Origin of the sequence: Massilia sp. LC238, from assembly GCF_000735635.1 — a bacterium.
Classification (GTDB): Bacteria; Pseudomonadota; Gammaproteobacteria; order Burkholderiales; family Burkholderiaceae_D; genus Telluria; species Telluria varians.
Genome location: NZ_JNNN01000038.1, coordinates 245,760 through 272,165, shown reverse-complemented (window position 1 = coordinate 272,165; position 26,406 = coordinate 245,760). Strand labels below are relative to the sequence as shown.

The following is a 26,406-nucleotide window of genomic DNA, read 5'->3' as shown; positions in this document are numbered from 1 at the left end:
TTCAGGCCTTTGCATTGGTCAGTTGTTGCGGGACGCCGCTGATCGAGCCGGCGCCCATGGTGAGGACGACGTCGCCGTCACGCGCCACGTTCATGATGGCGGCGGGCATGTCGGCGATCGCCTCCACGAAAATCGGTTCCAGCTTGCCGCCGGTGCGCAGCGCGCGCGCCAGGGCGCGGCCGTCGGCAGCCACGATCGGCGCTTCGCCGGCGGCGTAGACGTCGGCCAGCAGCAGCACGTCCGGGGTCGCCAGCACTTTCACGAAGTCCTCGAACAGGTCGCGCGTGCGGCTGTAGCGGTGCGGCTGGAAGGCCAGCACCAGGCGCCGGCCGGGATAGGCGGCGCGCGCGGCGGCCAGGGTCACCTCGGTCTCGACCGGGTGGTGGCCGAAATCGTCCACCAGGGTGAAGCTGCCGCCGGGGATGGCCACTTCGCCGTAGCGGGTGAAGCGGCGGCCGACGCCGCTGAAATTCTGCAGGCCCAGGTTGGTCGAGACGTCGTCGATGCCGATCTCGCGCGCGATCGCGACTGCCGAGCAGGCATTGAGCACGTTGTGCATGCCCGGCTGGTTCAGCACGAACCTGGTATCCGGGTAGCCCTGCTGGCGCACCGTGAAGTGCATCTGCACGCCTTCGGCGTGGGCGTCGATGGCGCGCACTTCGGCGTCCGGCGAGAAGCCGTAGGTCGTCACCGGCTTGGTCACCTGCGGCAGGATGGCGCGCACGTGCGGGTCGTCGATGCACATCATCACCCGGCCGTAGAACGGCAGGCGGTGGGTGAAGTTCACGAACGCGGCCTTCAGCTTCTCGAAGTCGTGCTCGTAGGTGTCCATGTGGTCGGCGTCGATGTTGGTGATCACCTCGATCATCGGCGTCAGGTTCAGGAAGGAGGCATCCGACTCGTCGGCCTCGGCCACGATGTAGTCGCCCGAACCCAGCTTGGCGTTGGCGCCGGCCGCGGTCAGGCGCCCGCCGATGACGAAGGTCGGATCCAGGCCGCCCTGGGCCAGCACCGAGGCCACCAGGCTGGTGGTGGTGGTCTTGCCGTGGGTGCCGGCAATCGCGATGCCGCGCTTCAGGCGCATCAGTTCGCCGAGCATGATCGCGCGCGGCACCACCGGCACCTTGGCGGCGCGGGCAGCGACCACTTCCGGATTGGCTTCGTTGACCGCGGTCGAGGTCACGACCACGTTGGCGCCGACCACGTGTTCGGCCGAGTGGCCGGTACACACGCGGGCGCCCAGTTCACTCAGGCGCTGGCTAGCGGCATTGCTCGACAGGTCGGAACCCGACACGTTGTAGCCGAGGTTGAGCAGCACTTCGGCGATGCCGCTCATGCCGCTGCCGCCGATGCCGACGAAATGGATGTTCTTGATCTTGTGCTTCATTTATTTGCTCATCCCGGCCAGTTGCTCCAGTTCGCGCGCGATTGCCTCATTCGCATCGCGCTTGCCCACTTTGTGCGCCGCCTGCGCCATCGCCAGGCAGTCAGCGCGCGTTGTCGTTTGCAGCAGGCTTGCCAGCCGCTGCGGATCCAGTTCGCCCTGCGGCAAATGCACCGCCGCCTTCTGTTCGTGCATCCAGATCGCGTTGTCGCGCTGGTGGCTGGTGGTGCTCGCGACAAACGGCACCAGCACGCTGGCCACGCCGGCAGCGGTCAGTTCCGAGACCGTGATGGCGCCGGCGCGGCAGATCACCAGGTCGGCGTTCGCATAACTTGCGGCCATGTCGTCGATGAAGTCGACCACGTTTGCCTGCACCCCGGCGGCCGCATAGGCGGCGCGCAGCGCGTCGATGTTCTTCTTGCCCGACTGATGGGTCACGATCGGGCGCGTGGCCGGATCGATTCTCTCCAGCGCGGCCGGCACGCTATCGTTCAGCACCTTCGCGCCCAGGCTGCCGCCGACCACCAGCACGCGCAGCGGACCGCTGCGGCCGGCGAAACGCGCGGCGGGCAGAGGCAGATCGAGGATCTGCTGGCGCACCGGATTGCCGGTGACGACCGCCTTGCCGGTCGCCGCGCCGAAATCGGCCGGGAAGCCGAACAGCACCCGGCTGGCGATCGGGGCCAGGGTCTTGTTCGACAGCAGGAGCGCCGCATCGGCATTCACCAGGGCCAGCGGGATGTTGCGCGTCTTCGCCATCATTCCGCCCGGCACCGTGACGTAGCCGCCCATGCCCAGCACCACATCGGGTTTGCGCTGGCCGAGATAGCGGCGGCAGGCGGCGAAGGCGCCCAGCATCTTGAAGGCGCCCTTGATGGTGTGGCCCAGGCCCTTGCCGCGCATGCCGGCGAAGTCGATGCTGTCCATCGGGATGCCGGCCTTCGGCACCAGCTCGGTTTCCATGCCGTGGGCGGTGCCCAGCCACGAGACCTCCCAGCCGCGCGCGCGCATGGTCTGCGCGATCGCGATGCCGGGGAAGATGTGGCCGCCGGTGCCGGCGGCCATGATCATCAGGCGCTTCCTCATTGGCGTACTCATGTCCGCCCTCCCCGCATGCGCACGCGGTTCTCGTAGTCGATCCGCAGCAGGATGGCCAGGCCAATGCAGTTGAACATCACGCCCGAACCGCCAAAGCTCATCAGCGGCAGGGTCAGGCCCTTGGTCGGCAGCAGGCCGAGGTTGACGCCCATGTTGATGAAGGTCTGCGCGCCGATCCAGATGCCGACGCCCTTGGCGACCAGGCCGGCGAAGATCTGGTCGAGGGCGATGGCCTGGCGGCCGATGTCGAAGGCACGCTTGACCAGCCAGTAGAACATCGCGATCACGACGAGTACGCCGACCAGGCCGAGTTCCTCGCCGATCACGGCCATGATGAAGTCGGTATGCGCCTCCGGCAGGTAGAACAGCTTCTCGACGCTGCTTCCCAGGCCCACGCCGAAGAATTCGCCGCGTCCGAAAGCGATCAGGGAATGCGTCAACTGGTAGGCCTTGTCCAGCGCATGGCCGTCGGCCCACGGGTCGAGGTAGGCGAACATGCGCGCGCGGCGGAACGGCGACAGCGCGATGATCGCGCTGAAGATCAGCACCAGCAGCGCGCCGATGCCCCCGAACCAGACAATATTGATCCCGCCCAGGAACAGGATGCCCATGGCGATGCAGACGATCACGCCGAAGGCGCCGAGGTCCGGCTCCAGCAGCAGCAGGCCGCCCACCAGTCCGATCGCGACCATCATCGGCAGGAAGCCCTTGGTCAGCTTGTGCATGTATTCCTGCTTGCGCACCGTGAAATCGGCCGCGTACAGCACCACCGCGATCTTCATGATCTCGGACGGCTGCAGCTGCATGACCTTCAGCGGCAGCCAGCGGCGCGCACCGTTGACGGACACGCCGATGCCCGGGATCAGCACGATCACCAGCAGGAACAGCGTGCCGATGAACATCATCGGCGCGTACTTCTGCCACACGGCGACCGGCACCTGGAATACGACGGCCGCGGCCACCATCGAGACGATGATGTACATCATCTGGCGGTACAGGAAGTATTCATTCTTGTCGTTCAGGTAGGCGAACTTGGGTGAATCCGGCAGCGCGATCGAGGCCGAGTACACCATCACCAGGCCGAACATCATGAGCAGCACGGTGACCCAGACCAGCAGCTGGTCGTAGTCCATCATCTTCGACGGACGGCTGCGCGCCGCGATGCTTGCATCGCTGCTGGAGCCGGAGAACTTGAACGGAAGCTGGAAGGCCATCAGATCTCCTGCCCCTTCTCCAGCGCCAGCTCGCGCACGGCGTCGACGAACACCTGCGCGCGGTGCGCGTAGTTGGTGAACATATCGAGGCTGGCGCAGGCCGGCGACAGCAGCACGGCGTCCCCAGGGCGAGCCAGGCCGGCGGCGCGGCGCACCGCTTCCGGCAGGCCAGGCAAATCGAACACCGGCACGCCGCTCGGCTCGATCGCGGCGCGGACCGCCGGCGCATCGCGGCCAATCAGGAGCACGGCGCGCACGTAGCGCGAAGCGGGCAATGCCAGCGGCGCGAAGTCCTGGCCCTTGCCGTCGCCGCCGGCGATCAGGAGGATCTGCTGGTCTTCGCCGGCAAAGGCCTTACCGAGGCCTTCGAGCGCGGCGACCGTCGCGCCGACGTTGGTGCCCTTGCTGTCGTCATAGAAATCGACGCCGTCGATGTTCGCGACCAGCTCCACGCGGTGCGGCTCGCCCGCGTATTCGCGCAGGCCGTGCAGCAGCGGGGCCAGCGGCAGGCCGCAGGCGCGGCACAGGGCCAGCGCGGCCAGCGCGTTCGAGGCATTGTGCAGGCCGCGGATTTTCAGCGCATCGGCCGGCATCAGGCGGCTCACGCTCACCTCGACCGGCGGGGCGACCTCGCCCTTCTTCAATTTCTTGGGCGGCTCGTCGTCGAGCGCCACGGCGTTGGCGAGCCACAGCACGCCGCGTTCGTTGACCAGTCCGAAGCTGTTCGGATCCGACGGCTCGTCGGTACCGAAGGTATAGGTTGGCGTGTCGACGGCCGTCATGCGCATGACGATCCCGTCGTTCCGGTTCAGCACGCGCACCGTGTCGGAACCAAAAATGCGCGCCTTGTCCGCGGCATAGGCGTCCATGCTGCCGTGCCAGTCCAGGTGGTCCTGGGTCACGTTCAGCACCGTGGCCGCATCGGCCTGCAGGCTGAAGGTGGTGTGCAGCTGGAAGCTCGACAGCTCGAGCACCCAGGCCTGCGGCAGGTCTTCGCCGTCCAGGCATTCGCGCAGCACGTCGAGCGCGGCCGGGCTGATGTTGCCGGCCACGCGGGTCGACAGGCCGGCGCGCCGGCACAGCAGGCCGGTCAGGCTCGTCACCGTGGTCTTGCCATTGGTGCCGGTGATGGCGATGACTTTCGGAGAATATGCGCGTTGCGCGCGCAGGTGCGCGAGCGCCTGCGCGAACAGCTCGATCTCGCCCCATACCGGGATGTTGCGCGCACGCGCCTGCGGTGCCACCTGCGCGAGTTCGCGCTCCGGCGCCAGGCCCGGGCTGACGGCCACGAAGTCCATGCCGTCGAGCAGCGACTCGCCGAACTCGCCACCGACGAACTCCGCGTTCGGTACCGCCTGGCGCAGGGCGAACAGGCGCTGCGGCTCGGTGCGCGTGTCGGCCACGCGCACGCGCGCGCCGCAACGTGCCAGCCATTGCGCCATCGCCAGCCCGGATTCACCCAGGCCCAGCACCAGTGCGGATTTGCCTTCGTAGTTCATTCTTTAGCGTAGCTTCAGCGCAGTTTTAAGGTGGACAGGCCGACAAGGACCAGCATCATGGTCACGATCCAGAAGCGGACCACGACCTTGGTCTCCTTCCAGCCCTTTTGTTCGAAATGGTGGTGCAGCGGCGCCATCAGGAACACGCGGCGGCCGGCGCCGTAGCGCTTCTTGGTGTACTTGAACCAGGTGACCTGGATGATCACCGACAGGGTTTCGGCCACGAACACGCCGCCCATGATGAACAGGACGATTTCCTGGCGCACGATGACGGCGATGGTGCCGAGCGCGCCGCCCAGCGCCAGCGCGCCGACGTCGCCCATGAACATCTGTGCGGGGTGCGCGTTATACCAGAGGAAGGCCAGGCCCGCGCCCGCCATCGCGCCGCAGAAGATCAGCAGTTCGCCGGCGCCCGGGATGTAGGGGATGAACAGGTACTTCGCATAGGTCACGCTGCCGGTGAGATAGGCGAACAGGCCGAGGGCGGCGCCGACCATCACGGTCGGCATGATCGCCAGGCCATCCAGGCCGTCGGTGAAGTTGACCGCGTTCGAGGAACCGACGATCACGCAATAGGTCAGCGCGATGAAACCCCACACGCCCAGCGGGTAGCTGATCGACTTGAAGAAGGGCACGATCAGGTCTGCTTTAGGAGGCAGGGTCATCGAGAAGCCCGACTGCACCCAGGCGTAGAACAGCTGCAGCACTTCCCACGGGTTCGCGGCCGAGACCGAGAACGCCAGGTACAGGGCCGATGCGATGCCGATCAGCGACATCCAGAAGTATTTTTCGCCCGAACGCATGCCTTCCGGGTCCTTGTAGACCACCTTGCGGTAGTCGTCGACCCAGCCGACGGCGCCGAAGCCCATGGTCACCACCAGCACCGGCCAGATCAGGCGGTTCGACAGGTCGCACCACAGCAGGGTCGAGACGCCGATCGAGATCAGCACCAGCACGCCGCCCATGGTCGGGGTGCCGTGCTTGGCCAGGTGGGTCTGCGGGCCATAGGTGCGCACCGCCTGGCCGACCTTCATGGCGGTCAGCTTGCGGATGACGGCCGGGCCGCAGACCAGGCCGATGGCGATCGCGGTGATGGTCGCGAAGACCGCGCGGAACGTGATGTAGTTGAACACGCGCAGCGGACCGATGTAGTCCTGAAAATATTGGGCTAGCCAGAGAAGCATGTCAGTGGGCGTCCTTACTCATAGTTGATCCGGTCAGGTGCTGGACCGCGCGCTCCATCTTCATGAAGCGCGAGCCCTTCACCAGCACAGTCGCTTTCCTATTGCCGCCCAGTGTTGAATCCAGTGCTGCCAATAATTCGTCGAACTGCTCGTAATGCCGTGCTCCCGACGCCGTCATGTGACGGGCCAGTTCGCCAGTGGCGAGCACGTGTTCGATGCCACGCGCCTGAGCGTAAGCACCGACTTCTTCGTGAAACTCCTTACCTTGCGTGCCGACTTCGCCCATGTCGCCGACCACCAGGATGCGCGGGGCGTCATACGCCGCCAGCACGTCGATCGCGGCGCGCATCGAGTCGGGATTCGCGTTGTAGGTGTCGTCGATGACGGTCGCGCCGCCGGCGGCCTGCTTGCGCTGCAGGCGGCCGCCGACCGGGGCGAAGCTTTCCAGGCCGCGCACGATGGCCTCGACCGGGATGCCCGCCGCCAGCGTGCTGGCGATCGCGGCCAGCGCGTTGCGCACGTTGTGCTCACCTGCCGCCTGCAGCGTGACGCTCACGATGTTTTGACCGTTATCGCTTGATCCGTCATCCCGGCGCAGGCCGGGATCCAAGTTTCCATCCGTCGCCGATACCGCATCCGCAGTCGACTGCGCATCGAAATTGGATCCCGGCCTGCGCCGGGATGACGTTGTTATACGCAGCTGGCTACCAAAACCGTTGCTGGTATAGCTGGCGCTAACGTTGCATTCGTTGGTCAGGCCAAAGGTCAGGACCTCGCATTTGGCCATGCTGCGCCACAAGTCGGTATACGTATCGTCGCCCGGGAACACCGCGACGCCGTCGCTCGGCAGCGCCTGCAGCACCGAGCCGTTCTCGCGCGCCACCGCTTCCACGGTGTGCATGAATTCCTGGTGCTCGCGCTGGGCGTTGTTCACCATGGCGACCGTCGGCGCGGCGATGGCGGCCAGGCGGGCGATCTCGCCCGGATGGTTCATGCCCATCTCGATCACGGCGGCGCGATGCGCTTTCCCCAAGCGGAACAGGGTCAGCGGCACGCCGATCTCGTTGTTCAGGTTGCCCTGGGTCGCCAGGCGGGCGTCCTCGCCGACGGCGACGGCCAGGATGGAGGCAATCATTTCCTTGACCGTGGTCTTGCCGTTCGAGCCGGTCACGCCGATCACCGGGATGTCATGCTGCGTGCGCCAGACATTGGCGATGCAGCCGAGCGCCACCAGGGTATCCGGCACCACGATCGCAGGCAGGGTCCAGCCCTCCGGCAGCGCGTGCACCGCATTTTCGTTAATGACTGCCGCGGCGACGCCACGCCCGGCGACCTGGCCGAGGAAGCTGTGCGCATCGAAGGTCGCGCCCTTGAGGGCGACGAACAGCGCACCGGCGGGCGCCGTGCGGCTGTCGGTCGACACGCCCTCGAAGGCGGCGTCGCCGCCCACGAGCCGTGCGCCCGGAATCGCGGCGACCAGTTGTGCAAGCGTACCGCGCATCAGTGGGTCCTCATCATGGTGAGCCGCGCGGTCAATGCCAGCGAAGCGTGGTCGGCATCGGAGAACGGGAGCTTCTTGCCCTTGATTTCCTGGTAGGGCTCGTGGCCCTTCCCTGCCAGCAGAATCACATCCTGCTTGCCGGCGTTCTTCACGGCCAGCAGGATCGCGGTGGCGCGGTCTTCCACGGCCTGGTATTCCTTCTCGATGCCGGCAACGACCTGGGCGATGATGCTGGCCGGCTCTTCGCTGCGCGGATTGTCGCTGGTGACCAGGATGTGGTCGGCGGCCTGCGCCACGGCGCCCATCTGCGGGCGCTTGCCCGGGTCGCGGTCGCCGCCGCAGCCGAACACGCACCACAGCTGGCCGCCGCGCTCGTCGGCCACCTGGCGCAGGGCTTGCAGCGTCTTTTCCAGCGCGTCCGGGGTGTGCGCGTAGTCGATCACGACCATCGGCGCATCCTGGCCGCCGATCTGCTGCATGCGGCCCGGCGCCGGCGCCAGCGCCTCGACGGCGTCCACCGCGCTCTTCAAGGACACGCCCTTGGCCAGCAGCGCGCCCAGCACCGCCAGCGCATTGCTGACGTTGAAGTGGCCGACCAGACGGGTCTTCACGACCGAGGTACCGGCCGGGCTGTCGACCGTGAAGTCGGTGCCCGCGTGGCGGCTGCGCATGTTCGAGGCGCGCAGGATGGCGACGCCGTCGATGGCCGGCTGCCCGGCCTCGCTCCCGAGCGTATAGCCGGTCACCGGCAGCGCCGGGAAGTTCGTGCGCAGGTGCGCCACCAGGCGCAGGCCGGCCGGGTCGTCCAGGTTGACCACGGCATGCTTCAGGCCCTCCCATTCGAACAGCTTCAGCTTGGCGGTCTCATAGTCTTCCATCGTGCCGTGGAAGTCGAGGTGGTCGCGGGTCAGGTTGGTGAAGATGGCGACGTCGAAGTGCATGCCGGCGGCGCGCTCCTGCACCAGGCCGATGGACGAGACCTCGATCGCCAGCGCGCCGACGTCCTGGGCACGCAGCTCGCCCAGGGTCTGCGCCAGCAGCACGGCGTCCGGCGTGGTGTAGCCGGTGGCGTCGAATTGCGGTTCCGCCCCTTTCTTCACGATGCCGACACCCAGGGTGCCGATCACGGCGGCGGTCTCGCCCAGGCGCGCCAGCGCCTGCCCGGTCCACACCGCACAGGAAGTCTTGCCGTTGGTGCCGGTGACGCCGACGGTGAACATGCCGGCGTCCGGATGCTGCAACACGCCGTGGGCGATCGGACCCAGGTTCTTCTTCAGCTTGGCCACGCCGAGATGCGGGACCTCGTGCGCCGCGTCCCAGCTGTATCCGTCTTCTTCATAGACGACGGCGGCCGCGCCGGCGGCGAGCGCCGCGGCGATGTAGCTGCGTCCGTCCGAGGCTTCGCCCGGATAGGCGAAGAACACGTCTCCCTGCGCCACGCGGCGGGAGTCGGAAACGAGTCGGCCGCCTGGAGCGGCGGCGCGAATCCACTGGCAGATGTCGTTCAGGCTCATCGCCATCACAAATCCTCCTCTACCGGTTCGTCCGGAATGATGATGTCGGTGATCGATGAGTCGGGCGGCACGTTCGCCGCCCGCAAGGCATTCGAGGCCAGGTCCGCGGCGGTCGGCGCCGCGACGCTGCCCCCGGTTCTCAGGGCCCCGCGCGGGTTGTCGATCATGACCGCGATGACGAAGCGCGGCTTGGACATCGGCGCGATGCCGACGAAGTAGCCGATGTTGTCGGTCTTCGAGTAGCGGCCGTTGACGATCTTTTCGGCGGTGCCGGTCTTGCCGCCCACGCGGTAGCCGGCCACCCGGGCTCGCGTTGCGGTGCCGCCCGGCTCCACGACCGATTCCAGCATGGTGCGCACCTTGGCCGCGGTCTCGGGCGAGATCACCTGCTGGCCGACCGGCTCTTCAGTGACTTTCAAAAAGGAGAGCGGGATGATGTCGCCGTCGCGCGCGAACACCATGTAGGAGCGCGCCAGCTGCAGCAGCGACACCGACAGGCCGTGGCCGAAGGACATGTTGGCGTATTCGATCGGCTTCCAGGATTTCCATGGACGCACGCGGCCGGCGACGGCGCCCGGGAAGCCGAAGCGCGGCGCCTGGCCGTAGCCCAGCTTCGTGTACAGCTCCCACATGTCCTTCGGTTCCAGCATCTGGGCGATCTTGACGGTGCCGACGTTCGAGGACTTCTGGATGATGCCGCTGGTCGTCAGGGCGTCCTTCGGATGCATGTCGCGGATCGGGCGGCCGCCCACGACGATGCGCCCGCCGGAGGTGTCGAACACGGTGTCCGGAGTGATCTTCTTCTTTTCCAGGCCGAGCGCCACCGTGACCGGCTTGAGGGTCGATCCCGGCTCGAAGGTGTCGGTGATGACGCGGTTGCGCAGCTGGGCGCCGGTCAGGCCGGCGCGGTCGTTCGGGTTGTAGGTCGGGTAGTTGGCCATCGCCAGCACTTCGCCGGTGTGCACGTCCAGCACCACGGCGCCGCCGGCCTGGGCGTTGAACTTCTCGACCGCGTTCTTCACGCTGGTGAAGGCGATGTACTGCAGCTTGCTGTCGACCGACAGGGTCAGGTCCTTGCCGTGGTGCGGCTCGCGGAACATGCCCAGGTCTTCGGCGATGTGGCCGAGGCGGTCGCGGATGACGCGGCGGCTGCCCGGCACGCCGTTCAAGGACTTCTGGTGGAACAGCTCCATGCCTTCCTGGCCCTTGTCCTCGACGTTGGTGAAGCCCACCATGTGGGTCATCACTTCGCCTTGCGGGTAGTAGCGCTTGTATTCCTTGCGGGTGTCGATGCCGTCGATCTTGAGCTTCTCGATCTGCTCGACCTTGTCCATCTCGACCTGGCGCTTCAGGTACACATAGCTGCGCTTCGGATCGAGCTTGGTGCGCACCTCGGAGAGCGGCATGTCGAGCAGGCGCGCCAGTTCGGCCAGCTTGTCGTCGGGCGCGTTCAGCACTTCTTTCGGGAAGGCGGCGACCGCCTTCACCGGCAGCGAAGAGGCCAGCACCTGGCCATTGCGGTCCATGATCTTGCCGCGCGCGGCCGGCAGTTCGACCAGGCGCTCGTAGCGGCTCTTGCCCTGCTTTTGCAGGAACTGGGTGGACACGCCCTGCAGCCAGAGCGCGCGCACGGCCAGCGCGGCGAAGGCCGCGAACAGCACGAACAGCACCAGGCGCGAGCGCCAGTTGGGCACGTTCACGGCCAGGACCGGGCTCTTCGAGAAGGCCACGCCCTTGGACGCGGCCACCCGCGAGGTGCTGCGACGTTCGGTGCGGCTCATTTCGCCCCTTCCGTCAGGTACTGGGTACGGGCCGGCGTGAGCGGCGACATGTTCAGGCTGTTGCGCGCGATCTGCTCGATGCGCTCGTTCTTGCCGAGCGTGGACTGGTCGAGCTGGAGCTGGGCCCAGTCGATCTCGAGCTGGCGCGAATGCTGGTTCAGGCGCTCGAGTTCGATCAGGAGGTGGCGCGACTGGTAGCGCGCGTTCACCACCGACAGCGCGCAGCCGACCACGGCCACCGTCAGGACGATGTTCAGCTTGACGCTCATGCAGCGCTTTCCTGACGATTGCCCAGGCGCTCGGCCACGCGCAGCACCGCCGAGCGGGCGCGCGGGTTGGCCTCGACCTCGAGGTCGGATGGCTTGGTCTTGGTGATCAGTTTCATCAGGGGCTGCGGCAGGTCGACAGCGCGGATCGGCAGCCGGCGGTCCGGCTGCTCCACTTTGGCCTTGGACGCGAGGAATTGCTTGACCATGCGGTCTTCCAGCGAGTGGAAGCTGATCACGGACATGCGCGCCCCCGGCGCCAGCATCGCGTAGGCGGCGCTCAGACCTGCTTCGAGGTCTTCAAGCTCTTTATTGATGAAAATCCGGACAGCCTGAAAGGTCCGGGTTGCCGGATCTTTGCCCTTTTCGCGAGTCTTGACCGTGTCTGCCACGATTGCGGCAAGCTCTCGTGTGGTCGAAATTGGCTGGATTGCGCGGCGAGCAACAATCGCCTTTGCAATCTGGAAAGCAAACCGTTCTTCTCCATAATCCCGAATAACCTTTTCCAGTTGTTGTTGCGTCGCGGTGGCCAGCCATTCGGCCGCCGACATCCCGCGCGTGGTGTCCATGCGCATGTCGAGCGGTCCATCCTGGCGGAAACTGAATCCGCGGGAGGCGTCGTCCACCTGGGGCGACGAAATACCAAGGTCCAGCAAGATGCCGTCCACCTGGCTGATGCCGCGCGCGTCAAGCGCGTCGATCATCGTGGCAAAACTGTCATGCACAATCGTGAAGCGGGGGTCCTGCACTGCTGCCGCGGTGGCGATCGCCTGCGGATCCTTGTCGAAGGCGATCAGGCGGCCCTGCGGCCCCAGTCGGGACAGGATCAGGCGGCTGTGGCCCCCACGGCCGAACGTGCCATCTATATATGTACCGTTGATGCGCTCACCGGTCAGGTCGAGCGCGTCGACTGCTTCATCCAGCAGCACCGTGCGATGCTGAAAAGCTCCAGGCACCGTGTTTGTTTCCGTCATCGGCGCCTCAGAAGGAGAAATTGGAAAGGACATCGGGCATGCCGCCGGCAACAGCTTCGGCTTCGCTTTCGGCAAGCTTGGCGGCATCCCAGATTTCGAAATGGGTGCCCATGCCCAACATCATGACTTCTTTCTCCAAACCCACGGCGGCGCGCAACTCGGGCGAAATCAGTACCCGGCCTGCGCTGTCCAACTCGACATCGCACGCGTTACCAAGGAAAATGCGCTGCCACGCACGGGCCGACATCGGCCAGGCCGCGATCTGCTCGCGATGCTGCTCCCACACCGGGCGCGGGAAGAACAGCAGGCAGCCGTGCGGATGCTTCGTCAGCGTCATCCGGCCCTCGCACTGGACCGCAAGGGCGTCACGATGCTTTGCCGGGATCGACATCCTTCCTTTAGCATCGAGATTGATCGCTGACGCGCCCTGGAACACGTATTTACCTAGCTTGGAGAATTATCAATTTAGAATTTTTTGGCCGCCTGGGGTTCCAAAACTCCCCCACAAATCGACACTTTTTCACACTGTTTCCCACTTTATTGGAATCAATGTTGGTGGTCAAGCGAATTCACGCTTGGCAAATCCGAATTTGTCTAATGAAACCAAGGACTTAGCGGCATCTATTGAGGCATCGCCAAGGTAAAATGTCTCGTAAATCAGTCACTTAGGAAACAACATGAAGGTTGGACCTCAGTTGTAATGACAAGCTTTCCGTTTGATCAACGTCACGTCATGACGATGTCTTTTTTCACGGAAACTAAAATTGCCGCACAGAATTAGTGGTAGGAGATTGGCGGTGCTCGGCTGGACGCGTTAGGATCGGGGCATGGCGAAGACCCATCCGGCTAACGGCCCGCTCGGCAGGATGGGAGCCGGATGGGGGCGGGCGACCTAGGAGAAAGCCGTGAGCATTACACTCGCCCGTACCTGCGCGGTCTACGACCTGATCGAAGTTCAGGAAGCGCTCGACCGCAGCCGCGGCCGCGCCCCGGAACTCGAAGCGTTCTACGAGCGCATGCTGGAGACCGGGGCCGACCGCTTCGTCACCAAGCCCTCATCGATCGATGCCCTCGATCCCCTGTTCGAGGAATGCCCCAATTTCGACGAAGTCCTGGACGACCTGGCGCGTTACCTGGCCTTGGCGCACGCGGGCGACCGCGGCTTCAACGTCATGCCGATCCTGCTGCTGGGCGGCCCCGGCGTGGGCAAGACCCACTTCGCGCGGCGCCTGGCCAGGGTGATGCAGACCGAGTGCGAGCTGATCAGCATGAATGCGCTGTCGGCCGGTTTCGTCATCACCGGCAGTTCGGCCAGCTGGCGCGGCGCCAAGTGCGGCAAGGTGGCCGAGCGCCTGGTGCGCGGGCAGTACGCCAATCCGGTGATCGTGCTGGACGAAGTGGAAAAGGCGAGCGGCTCCTCGCAATCCGATCCGCTGGCCGCCCTGTATCAGCTGCTGGAACCGGAAACGGCCAGCACCTTCCGCGACGAATTCATCGACGTCGAGATCGACGCTTCGCAGATCTTCTGGGTGCTGACCGCGAACTCGGTCGAAGGCATCCCGCATCCGCTGCTCAATCGCATGGCGGTGTACGAGGTACCGACCCCGACGCCGGAACAGGCGGCCGGCATCGCCCAGCGCATGTATGCCGGGCTGCTGGACGAACTGAACCTGGCGGCCTTCGACCCAAGACTGGGCGACGTGGTGCTGGACAAGCTGGTGAACGTGTCGCCGCGCGACCTGCGCAAGACCCTGCTCGATGGCCTGGGCCATGCGGTAGCGGCCGGACGCGAACGCGTGAGCGTGGACGACATCCGCATCCGGCCAACGCCTGGCAAGGGCCGGATCGGGTTCTAGGATCCCGGCGGCTCCCCTTTCTTCGCGCAGATGAAGATCAGCAGCGCGCCGAGGACGGCGACGTAGGCGAGGAAGATGCCGGTGCCGTAGGGCAGGACCAGGGCCGATCCCGCGATCAGCAGCATGATGAAGCCCACCAGGACCGCCCAGCCCTGCCAGGTCAGCGGCGGTCCCCATCCCCATCCGTGTCCCGGCGGTTTGGCAGCGAACCAGTAGTCAGGCTTGGTGTGCTTCATTCTCGTCCATCCTTCGTTTGCATCCGGCAGATCATGCCATCTGCCGCAGGCTTGCAAACTCTCGGAATGTCACGCCTCAGCTCAGGTAGGCCTTGAGGACCGCGGCGCTGCGGTCCATGCCTTCCTTCAGGCGCTTCTCGGCATGCAGGGCGTAGTCGGCCGGCGCGGCGCCGCCCTGGCTGGCCGCCTTGGCCGACATGGCCTTGGCCGCGACGCCCAGGGCGACGACGGCCTGGTCCCAGGTCAGGCCCGAGGCGAGTGCGTCTTCCACCACGCGTGCGGCGAGTGTGCCGAGCTTGTCGATCAGCCGGGGATCGGTTTCTCCCAGTTTCAGCATGTTTTCTCCTGCGAATCGGCGAGCTGGGCGCCGCCGCTGCGGGGATCATACGGCATCGGCAATCGTGGACGGCACACCATTGGACTGCTCATGCGGGATGCGGCGGGCCGAGGCGATATCGCGCACCAGCTGGCCCAGGAAGTAGCCATTGCACAGGCCAAGGAGGCCGCACACAGTGGCCACGAAGATCGCCTGTCCTGCCATCTCGGGCAGGATCACCAGCACGACCGCCAGCACATACTTGATCGAGAATACCGCCAGCATCAGGGCGAGCGGCGTCCAGCTGCCGCGCAGTCGCACCCTCCCCGCGCCGGCGGCCGCGAGGACGCAGCTACGGCCAAAAGCCAGGCGCTGCAGCGTCAGGACAGCCGCGCCGAGCAGCCATGCCGGCATGGCCACGCTCGCCATGCCGAACTGGGTGGCGATGGCGTGCAGCGCCAGCACCAGCATGACCACCGGAACGATCGCCATCCGGGTGAGTGTCACGTCGCGCTCGCGCGCGGCCAGCACGCCCCGATAGACCAGGAAGGCGAGGATGGCCCAGACATACAGTGGGGTCTTGATGAGGATCTGCTGCAGCATGACGGGCTTTCGCATGGTGGTCGATGCACGCCACCTTATCAGGGCGGGTAGTGCGCCGGCAGGTTTGCGACGACATGGCCGGTCGGCGGCGCCAGATGCGCGGAAAGCGGTGCGAAATGCGCCACGAAGGCGCGCTGCTCTTTGGTATAAATCTCCGACCAACTTCTTAGCGATAAATTTTAGGCTAGACTGCCGGGCTCCGTACAATGACCCAGGCCTCCCTGGCCAAGCTCGACATGGCAGTTGTCCTACCCCCTATCACTTCCACCGTCCACACCCGCATGGGAACATGCCGCGCCTGCGAGGCCCTGTCATGAACGCCCCGCTGGATCGCCACCTCCTGGATCTCCCTTCTCCTGTCGTCGAGGACCAGGCGCGTCATCCATGGCGCTTCTTTTCCGCCGGCGGTTTCACCCAGGTCCGCCTCGACACGGGGGCCGACTTCGTCAACCTCAAGCAGCTCGACCAGAAGCTGTGGGTCGCCCTTTCCTGTCCCGTCCAGGGCCTGGAATTCGACCGCCGCACCCTGGCGCTGATGGATACGGACAACGACGGACACATCCGGGCTCCGGAACTGATCGCCGCCATCGACTGGGCGGCGGCGCGGCTGGCCTCCCCCGATGTCCTGGCGCGGGGCGGCCCGCTGCCGCTGGCCGCCCTCGACATCGACAGCGAAGCCGGTGCGCGGCTCCTGACCTCGGCGCGCCACGTGCTGGACAGCCTGGGCAAGGGCGGCAGCGACACCATCAGCGTCGAGGATGTCAGCGACAGCGACCGCATCTTCTCCGGCATGGCCTTCAACGGCGACGGCGTCATCACCGCCGCCGCCTGCGACGAGGCACTGGAGCCGGTTTTCGCCGCCATCGTGGACACCCTGGGCAGCGTGCCGGATCGCAGCGGCGCGGCAGGCATCGACCAGGCGCTCGCCGACCGCTTCTTTACCGAAGCCGAAGCCTGGCTCGCCTGGCAGTCCCGCCCCCGCGACGACGCCACCCTGCTGCCCCTCGGCGCCGACACCGGATCCGCCTTCGCCGCCCTGGCCGCGATCCGGGTCAAGGCCGACGATTATTTCACCCGCTGCCGCCTGGCCGAGTTCGACCCACGGGCCGCGGAATTGATGAACGGCGCACCGGAAGAGATCCGCGCCGTCGGCGCCCGGAGCCTGACGGCGGACGACGCCGTCCTGGCGGCCCTGCCGATCGCCTACGTCCAGGCCGGCGGTGCGCTGCCGCTGGAGTCCGGCATCAATCCGGCCTGGACGGCGGCAGTAGCGGCCCTGCGCAACCAGGTGGTCCAGCCCCTGCTGGGAGACCGGGAAAGCCTGGGCGCCGGCGAGTGGGAGAACCTGAAGGACCGCTTTGCCGCCTACCAGGCCTGGCAGGCGGCCCGTCCGGAAACACCCCTGGCCAAGCTCGAGACCTCCCGCCTGCAAGCCTTCCTCGCACCCGGCATCCGCGCCGCCATCGACCAGCTCCTGTCGCGCGACCTGGCCCTGGCCCCGGAAGCGGACCTCATCGCCGAGGTGGAACGCCTGGTGCGGTATGTGCGCGACCTGGAACAGCTGGCCAATAACTTCGTCTCCTTCCGCAACTTCTATAGTAGCGACGACAAGGCCATGTTCCAGGCCGGCACCCTGTTCCTGGACGGCCGCAGCTGCGAGCTCTGCATCAAGGTGCTGGACCCGGCGCGCCACGGCGTGCTGGCCAGCCTGTCCGGGGTCTACCTGGCGTATTGCGACTGTGTGCGCGCCGGCCAGAAGATGACGATCGCCGCCGCGTTCACGGCCGGCGATTCGGACCAGCTCATGGTCGGTCGCAACGGCATCTTCTATGACCGCGAGGGCAAGGACTGGGATGCCACCATCACCAAGATCGTGGATCACCCGATCAGCATCCGCCAGGCTTTCTGGGCGCCCTACCGCAAGGCCACCCGCCTGATCAGCGAGCAGATGGAGAAATTTGCCGCCACCCGGGCCAAGGGCGTGGACGACATGACGTCCAAGCTGGTCACCGAGGCCGGCAGCAAGGTCGAATCCGGCGCCAGGCCCGGACCTGCCCCCACGCCTTTCGACGCGGCGCGCTTCGCCGGCATCTTCGCCGCCCTCGGGCTCGCGATCGGCGCCATCGGCACCGCCCTGGCCTCGGTGGTCACGGGCTTCCTTGGCCTCAAGGGCTGGCAGATGCCGCTCGCGATGGTGGGCCTGTTCCTGGCGATCTCGGGCCCTTCCGTGGCGATGGCCTTCTTCAAGCTGAGGAACCGCAACCTGGGTCCCATCCTGGACGCGAACGGCTGGGCCGTGAACGCCCGCGCCCGCATCAACATCCCCTTCGGCACGGCGCTGACCCGCATGGCCAGGCTGCCGGAAGGGGCGGAGCGCAGCCTGCGGGACCCCTACGTCGCCCAAGGTAGATCCTGGAAGCTCTACCTGGTGCTCGGGATGCTGGCCGCGGCTGCGCTGACCTGGCTTGGCTTCAACACCGACCTGGGCGGCTTCAAGCTGTTCTGAACCACGCCGGCTAGCCGTTCGCCCAGCCCTTCGCATGCTCCACAGCCCGGCCCCAGCGCGCCATCAGCTCGGCGCGCCGGCCGGCCTCCATCGCCGGTTCGAAACGCCGCTCGACCTGCCACTGGCGGGCGATCTCGTCGACCCCCTCCCAGTAGCCGACCGCCAGTCCGGCCAGGTAGGCCGCGCCCAGCGCCGTGGTTTCAAGCACGCGCGGCCGCACGACGGGGATGCCGAGCAGGTCGGCCTGGAACTGCATCAAGAGGTCGTTGCGGGCGGCGCCGCCGTCGGCGCGCATTTCAAGGACGGCACACGATGCATCCTTCTGCATCGCCGCCAGCAGTTCCGCGCTCTGGTAGGCGATCGCCTCGACCGCGGCGCGGGCGATGTGGCCGGCCGTGGTCCCGCGCGTCATGCCGACGATGGTGCCGCGCGCATACTGGTCCCAGTGCGGGGCGCCCAGGCCGGTGAAGGCCGGCACCAGCATCACGCCGCCGCTGTCCGGCACGCTCAGGGCCAGCGCCTCGACCTCACCGGATTGCCTGATGATGCCGAGGCCGTCGCGCAGCCACTGCACGGTGGCGCCGCCCATGAAGACGCTGCCTTCCAATAGATAGTCGGTGGCGCCGCCAATGGTCCAGCCGACGGTGGACAGCAGGCGATTGTACGAGACCGGCGGCGTGGCGCCGGCATGCATCAGCATGAAGCAGCCGGTGCCGTAGGTATTCTTGACCAGTCCCTGGCGGTGACAGGCCTGGCCGAAGGTGGCGGCCTGCTGGTCGCCGGCGATGCCGGCGATCGGCACCGCGGCGCCGAAGCATTCTTCGGCCGCCAGACCGACGACCTCCGAACTGGCGACGAGGTCCGGCAGCACGCCGGCCGGGATGTCGAACAGGGCCAGCAGTTCCTCGTCCCAGCGCAGCGTGTGGATATTGAAGAGCATGGTGCGCGCGGCGTTGCCGGCGTCGGTGACGTGGCGCCCGCACAGGCGGTACACCAGCCAGCTGTCGACCGTGCCGAAGGCCAGTTCGCCGCGCTCGGCGCGGGTCCTGGCGCCCGGCACGTGCTCGAGCAGCCATTGCAGCTTGGTGGCGGAAAAATAAGCGTCGACTTCGAGGCCGGTGCGCTGCCGGATGTCCTCCGCCCTGCCCTGTTCGCGCAGGCGGTCGCACGTGGCGGCGGTGCGGCGGTCCTGCCAGACGATGGCGCGCGCGACCGGTTCGCCGGTGGCGCGGTCCCACAGCACCGTGGTTTCACGCTGGTTGGCGATGCCAACGGCGGCGAGCTGCCGTCCGTCGATGCCGGCCTGGCGCAGCGCCTCGCGCGCGCAGGCGAGCTGGCTGTGCCAGATGTCGAGGGCGTCGTGCTCGACCCAACCGGGTTCGGGGAAATGCTGGGGATATTCGTGCTGGCTGCTCGCTACGGCCAAGCCGGCGCGATCGCAGACGATGGCGCGCGAGCTGGTGGTGCCCTGGTCGAGGGCAAGGATGTATTGATGCATCGATGACTCCACCAAGGACTACCGGAATTCATGTAAAGCAGGCCGATAGGCCGGATTCTGTGTAGTGGTCTCCCTTGCGGGACGCCCCTATGACAGCCATTCCTCTAGGCGCTGGATTACTCCAGCGCTCAAGCTTCCTACCCGCACGCTCCGCGAGCAACATCAACGCGTGCCTATTTGGAATTGCTCCAGGTGGAGGTTACCGCGTTTCACCGTAACTTAATACGCTCGTCTCTGTGGCCCTATTCCTCGCCTTATACCTTGCGGCTTTCAGCGGACGGCCGTTAACCGTCACCCTGCTCTGTGGAGTCCGGACCTTCCTCCCGCCATCACCCGAAGATGACGGCCAGCGGCTGTCTGGCCTGCTTCACGGAGGGCATTGTAACCGATTGGGCTTGCGCAACCTATCGCCAAGTGACCACGTTTTCTGAAATTTCGTGTCGCCATTTCAAAATCCTTCCCCACCTCATCCACATAGAATGCTTGGATAGCAAAATCATCAAGGACGAGACCCAACCATGACCCACCCTTCCCGCACCGGCGGCCAGATCCTGGTCGATGCGCTCCATACCCATGGCGTGGACACCGCCTTCGGCGTGCCCGGCGAAAGCTACCTGGACGTGCTGGACGCACTGCACGATTCGGATATCCGCTTCGTGATCAACCGGCAGGAAGGTGGCGCGGCGTTCATGGCGGAGGCCTACGGCAAGATGACCGGTAAACCAGGCATCTGCTTTGTCACCCGCGGCCCTGGCGCCACCAACGCCTCGATCGGCGTGCACACCGCCTTCCAGGACTCGACCCCGATGATCCTGTTCATCGGCCAGGTCGGCAGCGACTTCATCGACCGCGAAGCCTTCCAGGAAATCGACTACCGCCGCATGTTCGGCCAGATGGCCAAATGGGTCACCCAGATCGACCGCGCCGACCGCATCCCCGAATACATCGCGCGCGCCTTCCAGGTCGCCACCAGCGGCCGCCCCGGCCCGGTGGTGCTGGCCCTGCCGGAAGACATGCTGGTCAACAAAGCGGAAGTGCCTGATGCGCGCCGCTACCAGCCGGTGCAGGCAGCACCATCGACCGAACAGGTCGCCCAGCTGCGTGCCATGCTGGCCGAAAGCCAGCGCCCGATCGTGCTGCTCGGCGGCGGCTCCTGGTCCGACCAGGCCTGCGCCGACCTGGCCCGCTTCGCCGAAGCCAACCGGCTGCCGGTCGGTTGCACCTTCCGCTTCCAGGACCTGATGGACAACGCGCATCCGAACTACGTGGGCGACGTCGGCATCGGCATCAACCCGAAACTGGCGGCGCGCGTGAAGGAAGCCGATCTGGTGATCGCCATCGGCCCGCGCCTGGGCGAGATGACCACCAGCGGCTATTCGCTGCTGTCCTCCCCGGTCCCGCGCCAGCGCCTGGTCCACATCCACGCGGATCCGGAAGAGCTGGGCAGCGTCTACCAGGCCGATCTGATGATCGCCAGCGGCGCTCCGCAGGTGTGCGCGATGCTGGCCGCGATGGAGCCGGTGGATTCCTCGGCCTGGGCTAACACAGTGGAAGAAGCCAGGGCCGACCTGACCGCCTGGCAGGCGCAGCCGCCGATCTTCCGCGACGGCGCTGCGCCGCTCGACCTGTGGCAAGTGGTGCAGGAACTCATGCGCCAAAGCCCGCGCGACACCATCATCACCAACGGCGCCGGCAACTACGCGACCTGGGCGCACCGCTTCTACCGCTACGGCGGCAAGCGCACCCAATTGGCGCCGACCAATGGCGCCATGGGCTATGCGGTGCCGGCCGGCGTGGCGGCCAAGATCATCGATCCGCAGCGCACGGTGGTCACCTTCGCCGGTGACGGTGAATTCATGATGACGGGCCAGGAACTGGCCACCGCGGTGCAGTACGGCGCCGGCGTGATCATCCTGGTGTTCAACAACAGCATGTTCGGAACCATCCGCATGCACCAGGAGCGCGACTACCCGGGCCGCGTGTCGGGTACCAGCCTGCACAATCCGGATTTCGCCGCACTGGCGCGCGCCTATGGCGGCCACGGCGAGGTGGTCGAGAAGACCGAGGAATTCGCGCCCGCCCTGCAGCGCGCGCTGGCGCATGCGAACGAACGCAAGCTGCCGGCGGTGATCGAGCTGCGCTACGACGGCAATCTGATTACGCCGAACGCGACGCTCGAGACGATCCGCAAGACGGCGGAAGCGGCCAAGGCTGGCCGTTGATGTCGTACGGTGGTCGGCCTGCCGACCACCGCCCTACTGCCCCAAGCCCAGCTCGGCCGGCAGCGGAATCGGCTTGTCGAAGATACTGACCGGCTCACCCGACGGGTTGGTCAGGAACAATGCGACGAGGGCGATAAACGCCCACACGATAATGTTGCGCATGTTCGCGGCGCTGCCATCCGTGGCGTTGTCGCCATAGATGAGGCGCTTCAGAAAATTGGTAATTTTCACGGTGTGCCCCGTTGTATTTTGTGGTTTTCTCTCTCTGTTCAATTTAACGCAAGTCGCTGTCGTTTTCCAGACGCGCACTGTTGAGTAACCAGTCGGTTTCATCAATAACACAACAAAGAGTTCCTTCCACGCATCTTCTAGCGTCGATACCTGGCATTCCGGGTGGCGTCTTGCTGCTCTGGTAAAATATTCGCTACTTTTCTCATCGCCGGCGCCAGCCGGCAGCGTGCGCAGGAATCGCCCCCATTTATGTTTAGTTTCTTCAAGAGAAAGAAGCCTGAAACCGAGGTCTCGGCGCCGGACCAGGCCGCGCCCGCAGCGGCGCCGATGTTCGTGCCGGGTGCGCTGGACGCACCGGTCAGCCCGCCGCCGCCGGCACCAGTCGCCGCGCCCGCTATCGCGCCGGCTGCGCCGGCCGCCCCGCCCGTCGCAGCGGATATCGGCGAACTGTTCCCGGAAACCGCGGAACGCCCGACCAGCGCCGCGGAACAGAAGACATCCTGGATGGCGCGCCTGAAGGCTGGCCTGTCCAAGACCTCGAGCAACCTGTCGCTGCTGTTCGTCGGTGCGCGCATCGACGAAGACCTATACGAGGAGCTCGAAGCGGCGCTGCTGATGTCCGATGCCGGCATGGACGCCACCGAGCACCTGCTGGGCGCCCTGCGCCGCAAGGTCAAGGAAGACAAGCTGCTCGACGCCGCCCAGGTCAAGGCCGCGCTCAAGGAACTCATGATCGAGCTGCTGGCGCCGCTGCAGAAGCCCCTCGAACTGGGCCGCCACGAACCGCTGGTGATGATGATCTCGGGCGTGAACGGCGCCGGCAAGACCACCACCATCGGCAAGCTGGCCAAGCACATGCAGCGCTTCGACCAGTCGGTGCTGCTGGCCGCGGGCGACACCTTCCGCGCCGCCGCGCGCGAGCAGCTGATGGTCTGGGGCCAGCGCAACAACGTCACCGTGATCTCGCAGGCCTCGGGCGACCCGGCCGCCGTCGCTTTCGACGCGGTCCAGTCGGGCAAGGCGCGCGGCACCGACGTGGTCATGGTCGACACCGCCGGCCGCCTGCCGACCCAGCTGCACCTGATGGAAGAACTCAAGAAGATCAAGCGCGTCATCGGCAAGGGCATGGACGGCGCCCCGCACGAGACCCTCTTGGTCATCGACGGCAACACCGGCCAGAACGCGCTGGCCCAGGTGAAGGCTTTCGACGACGCCCTGCAGCTGACCGGCCTGGTGATCACCAAGCTGGACGGCACCGCCAAGGGCGGCGTGCTGGCCGCGATCGCGCGTACCCGCCCGGTGCCGGTGTACTTCATCGGCGTGGGCGAAAAGCTGGACGACCTGCAGCCGTTCAACGCCGAAGAATTCGTCGAAGCGCTGCTGGGTTGAAGGAACGGACCATCGATGATCGAATTCCAGTCCGTCTCCAAACAATATTCCCCTGACGCTTACGCGCTGCGCGACGTCTCCCTCAATATCGGCAAGGGCGAGCTGGTCTACCTGGCCGGCCCGTCCGGCGCGGGCAAGTCGACCCTGATGAAGATGGTGGCCGCCGTCGAGCGGCCCAGCAGCGGCGTGGTCACCGTCAACGGCCAGGACATCGGCCGCCTCAAGCGGGCCGGCATTCCTTTCCTGCGCCGTAACCTGGGCCTGATCTTCCAGCACCAGCGCCTGCTCAACGACCGCAACATCCTCGGCAACGTCATGCTGCCCCTGCTCGTCACCGGCGCCCCCAAGGCACAGGCCGAGCAGCGCGCCCGGGCCGCCCTCGACAAGGTGGGCTTGCTCGAGCGCGCCAGGGCAATGCCGCTGGAACTCTCCGGCGGCGAGCAGCAGCGCGTGGCGGTGGCGCGCGCCATCGTCAACCGCCCGCAGATCATCCTGGCGGACGAGCCGACCGCCAACCTCGACCGCGTGGCGGCCGACAAGGTGCTCGACGCGCTGCGCGCCTTCAACGCCGTCGGAGTGACCTGCGTGATCTCGACCCACGACGACCAGGTGCTCGACAGTGCGGCGGCGCGCGTGATCCGTCTCGAGCATGGCCAGCTGGTGGGAGACGCCGCATGAGCCCCTGGATCCGCCAGCACCGCTTCGCCCTGGGAGCGGCCCTGTCCACGGTGCGCAAATCGCCGGGCAGCTTCCTGTTCAACGTGCTCGTCGTCGCCTTCGCCCTGATGCTGCCGATCGCCGGCATCACCCTGCTCGACAACGTGCGCCCGCTGTCCGAGCAGCTCTCGGTCGACCCGGAGATCAGCGTCTTCATGAAGCTCGAGGCGACACGCGAGGAAGCGACCGCCCTGCAGCCGCGCATTCGCGCGATCGCAGCCGGCGGCGGCAAGGCCGACGTCGACTTCATCCCGCGCGAGCAAGCGCTGGCCGCGATGAAGGCCGGGAGCGGCCTGGGTGACGTGATCGACACGCTGGGCGAAAACCCGCTGCCGGACAGTTTCAAGCTGCGCCTGGACGGCAGCAGCGCAGCAAGCCAGGTCGACGCGATCACCGAACAGCTGCGCACCCTGCCCGGCGTGGACGTGGTGCAGGTCGATTCGGCCTGGGTGAAGCGCCTGGCCGCCATGCTGGCCATCCTGCGTCTGGCCCTGCTGCTGCTGGCGGTCACGCTCGGCATCGTGGTGATCGCGGTGGTGTTCAACACCATCCGCCTGCAGGTGCTGACGCAGAAGGAGGAAATCAACGTGTCGAAGCTGCTGGGCGCCACGGACAACTTCATCCACCGCCCCTTCTACTACACCGGCGGCCTGCTCGGCCTGTGCGCGGGCGCGGTGGCGCTCGGCGCCGTGGTGCTGGCCCTGCAGCCGCTGAACGGCGTGATTGCGGACTTTGCAAGATTGTATGCGTCGGAATTCCAGCTGGCGCCGCTCGGCGCACTGGAAACCGCCGGCGTCCTCGCGATCAGCGCGGGCCTCGGCCTGATCGGCGCGATGCTGTCGGTGCAGCGGCACCTGGCGCGCGTGCAATAAGGCAGACTCCACTGGGCGCGCGGGCCGCTTGGGCCGGGCGCGCGCCCAATCTTGCCCCTCTTCTTCAAACTGCTGACCCGCCCCACCCTACGTTCACACGAGCGCTATTCCTACAGGCCGGCTTTGACGAATGTGCGCCATCCAACAGAAGGCCGCTCCTCAGGCCTTTAACCTGTCTCTAACACGTTTTCCAGCGGGTTTTTGCTCACTTTTGAGCTAAATCAACTGAATTGGGGTCGCCTGCACTACAGTTAAAGCGGCGCGATTTTGATTCCCAAGAGCAATACTTTAGCCAAACTTAATCGATTTCGATAAATCGATGGCCTGCCTAGCACTCACACATGGAGAGTGCTAATATATGTCTTGAATACAGCGAAATCAAGGAAAGCATCCAGGTAACAAGCAGTAACGCTGGTGTCACGCGGCATGGGTCGGTGGCACATTGGGATGCAGTAAGTCTACTACGAGGAAATTGAAAATGTCCGCACAATCCGCATTGGTTCCGGCCGGCAGTCGTGCTCTGGGACTGGGTTTCTCTGGCAATCTGGGCAACATCGATGCCTACATTTCTGCCGTCAACCGCCTGCCGATGCTGACTCACGAGGAAGAGGTATCGCTGGCGAAGTCGCTCCGGGAAAAGAATGACCTGGACGCTGCACAGAAGCTGGTGCTGTCGCACCTGCGCCTGGTCGTGTCGATCGCGCGCGGCTACCTCGGCTATGGCCTGCCGCACGCCGACCTGATCCAGGAAGGCAATATCGGCCTCATGAAAGCGGTCAAGCGCTTCGACCCGAACCAGGGCGTGCGTCTGGTCTCGTACGCGATGCACTGGATCAAGGCCGAGATGCACGAATACATCCTGAAGAACTGGCGTCTGGTGAAGGTCGCCACGACCAAGGCCCAGCGCAAGCTGTTCTTCAACCTGCGCAGCAACAAGCAGGGTCTGGACACCATGACCCCGAGCCAGGTCGACGAGCTGGCGAAGATGCTCGACGTCAAGCGTGAAGAAGTGATCGAGATGGAAACCCGCCTGTCGGGCCGCGACATCGCCCTCGAATCGCCAACCGACGACGAAGACGACAAGTTCGCCCCGATCGCCTATCTGTCGTCGGAGCAGCAGGAGCCGACCCGCGTGCTGGAGGCCGAGCAACACGACCGCCTGCAGTCGGAAGGCCTGGAGACCGCGTTGTCGAAGCTGGACCCGCGTTCGCGCCGCATCGTCGAAGCGCGCTGGCTGGCCAACGACGACGGTTCGGGCGCCACGCTGCACACGCTGGCCGAAGAGTTTGGCGTGTCGGCCGAGCGCATCCGCCAGATCGAATCGGCTGCGCTGAAGAAGATGAAAGGCGCGCTGGCGGCTTACATCTAAGCCCTGCCCGCCCTGACCGAAACCCCGCCCCGGCGGGGTTTTCTTTTTTTTAAGTCGGGGTCAGGTCTGACATTCAGACACGGACTGAGCAATACAACATCGGAGTAACGCTCGAGCTCGTGTCCGAATGTCAGACCTGACCCTCATGCTTTCTCATGGTTTGGGCAGGTCCGGCA

General features: G+C 65.9%; 23 protein-coding genes and 1 other RNA gene. 7 read left to right on the top strand and 17 right to left on the bottom strand.

All coding sequences use genetic code 11. From position 1 onward, the window contains the following. Position 1 precedes the first annotated feature (1 nt). From murC to mraZ, 11 genes are read right to left on the bottom strand one after another with little or no spacing between them, the layout of a single operon-like run. Positions 2-1,387, bottom strand: coding sequence for a UDP-N-acetylmuramate--L-alanine ligase (murC, locus tag FG94_RS10690; protein WP_036210848.1), 1,386 nt, complete (start codon positions 1,385-1,387; stop codon positions 2-4). Then, the gene (gene murG / locus FG94_RS10685) at positions 1,388-2,482 is read right to left on the bottom strand and encodes an undecaprenyldiphospho-muramoylpentapeptide beta-N-acetylglucosaminyltransferase (RefSeq protein ID WP_229445907.1); all 1,095 of its coding nucleotides are present in this window, start codon (positions 2,480-2,482) and stop codon (positions 1,388-1,390) included. Then, entirely contained in the window at positions 2,479-3,696 is a 1,218-nt protein-coding gene (ftsW, locus tag FG94_RS10680; protein ID WP_036210845.1) for a putative lipid II flippase FtsW, read from the bottom strand. The genes murG and ftsW overlap by 4 nt, the downstream gene beginning before the upstream one ends. Beyond that, entirely contained in the window at positions 3,696-5,195 is a 1,500-nt protein-coding gene (gene murD / locus FG94_RS10675) for a UDP-N-acetylmuramoyl-L-alanine--D-glutamate ligase (RefSeq protein ID WP_036210844.1), read from the bottom strand. The genes ftsW and murD overlap by 1 nt, the downstream gene beginning before the upstream one ends. 14 nt (positions 5,196-5,209) lie before the next feature. Further along, on the bottom strand, positions 5,210-6,379 hold the full coding sequence (gene mraY / locus FG94_RS10670; protein WP_027867872.1) for a phospho-N-acetylmuramoyl-pentapeptide-transferase: 1,170 nt from the start codon (positions 6,377-6,379) through the stop codon (positions 5,210-5,212). A 1-nt stretch (position 6,380) separates the two neighbouring features. Next, positions 6,381-7,880, bottom strand: coding sequence for a UDP-N-acetylmuramoyl-tripeptide--D-alanyl-D-alanine ligase (gene murF / locus FG94_RS10665; protein WP_036210842.1), 1,500 nt, complete (start codon positions 7,878-7,880; stop codon positions 6,381-6,383). Next, entirely contained in the window at positions 7,880-9,400 is a 1,521-nt protein-coding gene (locus tag FG94_RS10660) for a UDP-N-acetylmuramoyl-L-alanyl-D-glutamate--2,6-diaminopimelate ligase (RefSeq protein WP_036210840.1), read from the bottom strand. The genes murF and FG94_RS10660 overlap by 1 nt, the downstream gene beginning before the upstream one ends. Continuing rightward, positions 9,400-11,175, bottom strand: a complete 1,776-nt coding sequence (locus tag FG94_RS10655; RefSeq protein ID WP_036210837.1) for a penicillin-binding protein 2 — start codon at positions 11,173-11,175, stop codon at positions 9,400-9,402. The genes FG94_RS10660 and FG94_RS10655 overlap by 1 nt, the downstream gene beginning before the upstream one ends. Beyond that, on the bottom strand, positions 11,172-11,444 hold the full coding sequence (gene ftsL, locus FG94_RS10650) for a cell division protein FtsL (protein ID WP_027867876.1): 273 nt from the start codon (positions 11,442-11,444) through the stop codon (positions 11,172-11,174). Before ftsL ends, FG94_RS10655 begins: the two co-directional genes overlap by 4 nt. After that, the gene (rsmH, locus tag FG94_RS10645; RefSeq protein WP_373964879.1) at positions 11,441-12,436 is read right to left on the bottom strand and encodes a 16S rRNA (cytosine(1402)-N(4))-methyltransferase RsmH; all 996 of its coding nucleotides are present in this window, start codon (positions 12,434-12,436) and stop codon (positions 11,441-11,443) included. The genes ftsL and rsmH overlap by 4 nt, the downstream gene beginning before the upstream one ends. Then, on the bottom strand, positions 12,423-12,851 hold the full coding sequence (mraZ, locus tag FG94_RS10640) for a division/cell wall cluster transcriptional repressor MraZ (RefSeq protein ID WP_027867878.1): 429 nt from the start codon (positions 12,849-12,851) through the stop codon (positions 12,423-12,425). Before mraZ ends, rsmH begins: the two co-directional genes overlap by 14 nt. A gap of 469 nt (positions 12,852-13,320) precedes the next feature. Here mraZ and FG94_RS10635 point away from each other — a divergent pair, with 469 nt between their 5' ends. After that, positions 13,321-14,271: an AAA family ATPase gene (locus tag FG94_RS10635; RefSeq protein WP_036210830.1), complete on the top strand. Its 951-nt coding sequence runs from the start codon at positions 13,321-13,323 to the stop codon at positions 14,269-14,271. Here the strand turns inward: FG94_RS10635 and FG94_RS10630 are convergent. From FG94_RS10630 to FG94_RS10620, 3 genes are all read right to left on the bottom strand, one after another. Next, on the bottom strand, positions 14,268-14,507 hold the full coding sequence (locus FG94_RS10630; protein WP_036210828.1) for a hypothetical protein: 240 nt from the start codon (positions 14,505-14,507) through the stop codon (positions 14,268-14,270). The two genes, FG94_RS10635 and FG94_RS10630, sit on opposite strands and share 4 nt — an antisense overlap. Before the next feature lie 76 nt (positions 14,508-14,583). Continuing rightward, a complete protein-coding gene (locus FG94_RS10625) occupies positions 14,584-14,844 on the bottom strand; it encodes a hypothetical protein (RefSeq protein ID WP_036210823.1) in 261 nt (86 codons plus the stop codon). Between the two features lie 45 nt (positions 14,845-14,889). After that, positions 14,890-15,441 carry a DUF6622 family protein gene (locus FG94_RS10620; RefSeq protein ID WP_152570940.1) on the bottom strand — a complete coding sequence of 184 codons (552 nt, stop codon included), beginning with the start codon at positions 15,439-15,441 and terminating at the stop codon, positions 14,890-14,892. A gap of 298 nt (positions 15,442-15,739) precedes the next feature. Here FG94_RS10620 and FG94_RS10615 point away from each other — a divergent pair, with 298 nt between their 5' ends. Then, positions 15,740-17,932, top strand: a complete 2,193-nt coding sequence (locus FG94_RS10615; RefSeq protein WP_051996439.1) for a hypothetical protein — start codon at positions 15,740-15,742, stop codon at positions 17,930-17,932. A 10-nt stretch (positions 17,933-17,942) separates the two neighbouring features. On the opposite strand, the gene glpK is transcribed toward FG94_RS10615, so the two are convergent. Both glpK and rnpB read right to left on the bottom strand, forming a co-directional pair. Next, positions 17,943-19,430 carry a glycerol kinase GlpK gene (gene glpK / locus FG94_RS10610; RefSeq protein WP_036210820.1) on the bottom strand — a complete coding sequence of 496 codons (1,488 nt, stop codon included), beginning with the start codon at positions 19,428-19,430 and terminating at the stop codon, positions 17,943-17,945. 30 nt (positions 19,431-19,460) lie between these two features. Further along, an RNA gene (gene rnpB, locus FG94_RS25990) (RNase P RNA component class A) lies at positions 19,461-19,799 on the bottom strand. Positions 19,800-19,948: 149 nt separating this feature from the next. Between rnpB and FG94_RS10605 the strand changes: the two genes are divergently transcribed. Further along, positions 19,949-21,652: a thiamine pyrophosphate-binding protein gene (locus FG94_RS10605; RefSeq protein WP_036210817.1), complete on the top strand. Its 1,704-nt coding sequence runs from the start codon at positions 19,949-19,951 to the stop codon at positions 21,650-21,652. Between the two features lie 33 nt (positions 21,653-21,685). Here FG94_RS10605 and FG94_RS10600 read toward each other — a convergent pair whose 3' ends face one another. Next, on the bottom strand, positions 21,686-21,883 hold the full coding sequence (locus FG94_RS10600) for a hypothetical protein (RefSeq protein ID WP_036210814.1): 198 nt from the start codon (positions 21,881-21,883) through the stop codon (positions 21,686-21,688). A 249-nt stretch (positions 21,884-22,132) separates the two neighbouring features. Between FG94_RS10600 and ftsY the strand changes: the two genes are divergently transcribed. The 4 genes from ftsY to rpoH all read left to right on the top strand — a co-directional run bounded on the left by ftsY (position 22,133) and on the right by rpoH (position 26,230). Continuing rightward, positions 22,133-23,272 carry a signal recognition particle-docking protein FtsY gene (gene ftsY / locus FG94_RS10595; RefSeq protein WP_036210811.1) on the top strand — a complete coding sequence of 380 codons (1,140 nt, stop codon included), beginning with the start codon at positions 22,133-22,135 and terminating at the stop codon, positions 23,270-23,272. Positions 23,273-23,287: 15 nt separating this feature from the next. Continuing rightward, positions 23,288-23,950 (top strand): cell division ATP-binding protein FtsE, encoded by a 663-nt coding sequence (locus tag FG94_RS10590; RefSeq protein WP_036210808.1) that lies wholly within the window; start codon positions 23,288-23,290, stop codon positions 23,948-23,950. Further along, positions 23,947-24,861 carry a permease-like cell division protein FtsX gene (ftsX, locus tag FG94_RS10585; RefSeq protein ID WP_036210805.1) on the top strand — a complete coding sequence of 305 codons (915 nt, stop codon included), beginning with the start codon at positions 23,947-23,949 and terminating at the stop codon, positions 24,859-24,861. The genes FG94_RS10590 and ftsX overlap by 4 nt, the downstream gene beginning before the upstream one ends. Positions 24,862-25,339: 478 nt before the next feature. After that, positions 25,340-26,230 (top strand): RNA polymerase sigma factor RpoH, encoded by an 891-nt coding sequence (rpoH, locus tag FG94_RS10580; RefSeq protein WP_036210803.1) that lies wholly within the window; start codon positions 25,340-25,342, stop codon positions 26,228-26,230. The last annotated feature ends 176 nt before the right edge of the window (positions 26,231-26,406 follow it).

Bases quoted from the DNA above. Each gene is read 5' to 3' on its own strand.
- murC (WP_036210848.1), bottom strand. From the start codon at position 1,387: ATGAAGCACAAGATCAAGAACATCCATTTCGTCGGCATCGGCGGCAGC.
- murG (WP_229445907.1), bottom strand. From the start codon at position 2,482: ATGAGTACGCCAATGAGGAAGCGCCTGATGATCATGGCCGCCGGCACC.
- ftsW (WP_036210845.1), bottom strand. From the start codon at position 3,696: ATGGCCTTCCAGCTTCCGTTCAAGTTCTCCGGCTCCAGCAGCGATGCA.
- murD (WP_036210844.1), bottom strand. From the start codon at position 5,195: ATGAACTACGAAGGCAAATCCGCACTGGTGCTGGGCCTGGGTGAATCC.
- mraY (WP_027867872.1), bottom strand. From the start codon at position 6,379: ATGCTTCTCTGGCTAGCCCAATATTTTCAGGACTACATCGGTCCGCTG.
- murF (WP_036210842.1), bottom strand. From the start codon at position 7,880: ATGCGCGGTACGCTTGCACAACTGGTCGCCGCGATTCCGGGCGCACGG.
- FG94_RS10660 (WP_036210840.1), bottom strand. From the start codon at position 9,400: ATGGCGATGAGCCTGAACGACATCTGCCAGTGGATTCGCGCCGCCGCT.
- FG94_RS10655 (WP_036210837.1), bottom strand. From the start codon at position 11,175: ATGAGCCGCACCGAACGTCGCAGCACCTCGCGGGTGGCCGCGTCCAAG.
- ftsL (WP_027867876.1), bottom strand. From the start codon at position 11,444: ATGAGCGTCAAGCTGAACATCGTCCTGACGGTGGCCGTGGTCGGCTGC.
- FG94_RS10630 (WP_036210828.1), bottom strand. From the start codon at position 14,507: ATGAAGCACACCAAGCCTGACTACTGGTTCGCTGCCAAACCGCCGGGA.
- FG94_RS10625 (WP_036210823.1), bottom strand. From the start codon at position 14,844: ATGCTGAAACTGGGAGAAACCGATCCCCGGCTGATCGACAAGCTCGGC.
- FG94_RS10620 (WP_152570940.1), bottom strand. From the start codon at position 15,441: ATGCGAAAGCCCGTCATGCTGCAGCAGATCCTCATCAAGACCCCACTG.
- FG94_RS10615 (WP_051996439.1), top strand. From the start codon at position 15,740: ATGAACGCCCCGCTGGATCGCCACCTCCTGGATCTCCCTTCTCCTGTC.
- glpK (WP_036210820.1), bottom strand. From the start codon at position 19,430: ATGCATCAATACATCCTTGCCCTCGACCAGGGCACCACCAGCTCGCGC.
- FG94_RS10605 (WP_036210817.1), top strand. From the start codon at position 19,949: ATGACCCACCCTTCCCGCACCGGCGGCCAGATCCTGGTCGATGCGCTC.
- ftsY (WP_036210811.1), top strand. From the start codon at position 22,133: ATGTTTAGTTTCTTCAAGAGAAAGAAGCCTGAAACCGAGGTCTCGGCG.
- FG94_RS10590 (WP_036210808.1), top strand. From the start codon at position 23,288: ATGATCGAATTCCAGTCCGTCTCCAAACAATATTCCCCTGACGCTTAC.
- ftsX (WP_036210805.1), top strand. From the start codon at position 23,947: ATGAGCCCCTGGATCCGCCAGCACCGCTTCGCCCTGGGAGCGGCCCTG.
- rpoH (WP_036210803.1), top strand. From the start codon at position 25,340: ATGTCCGCACAATCCGCATTGGTTCCGGCCGGCAGTCGTGCTCTGGGA.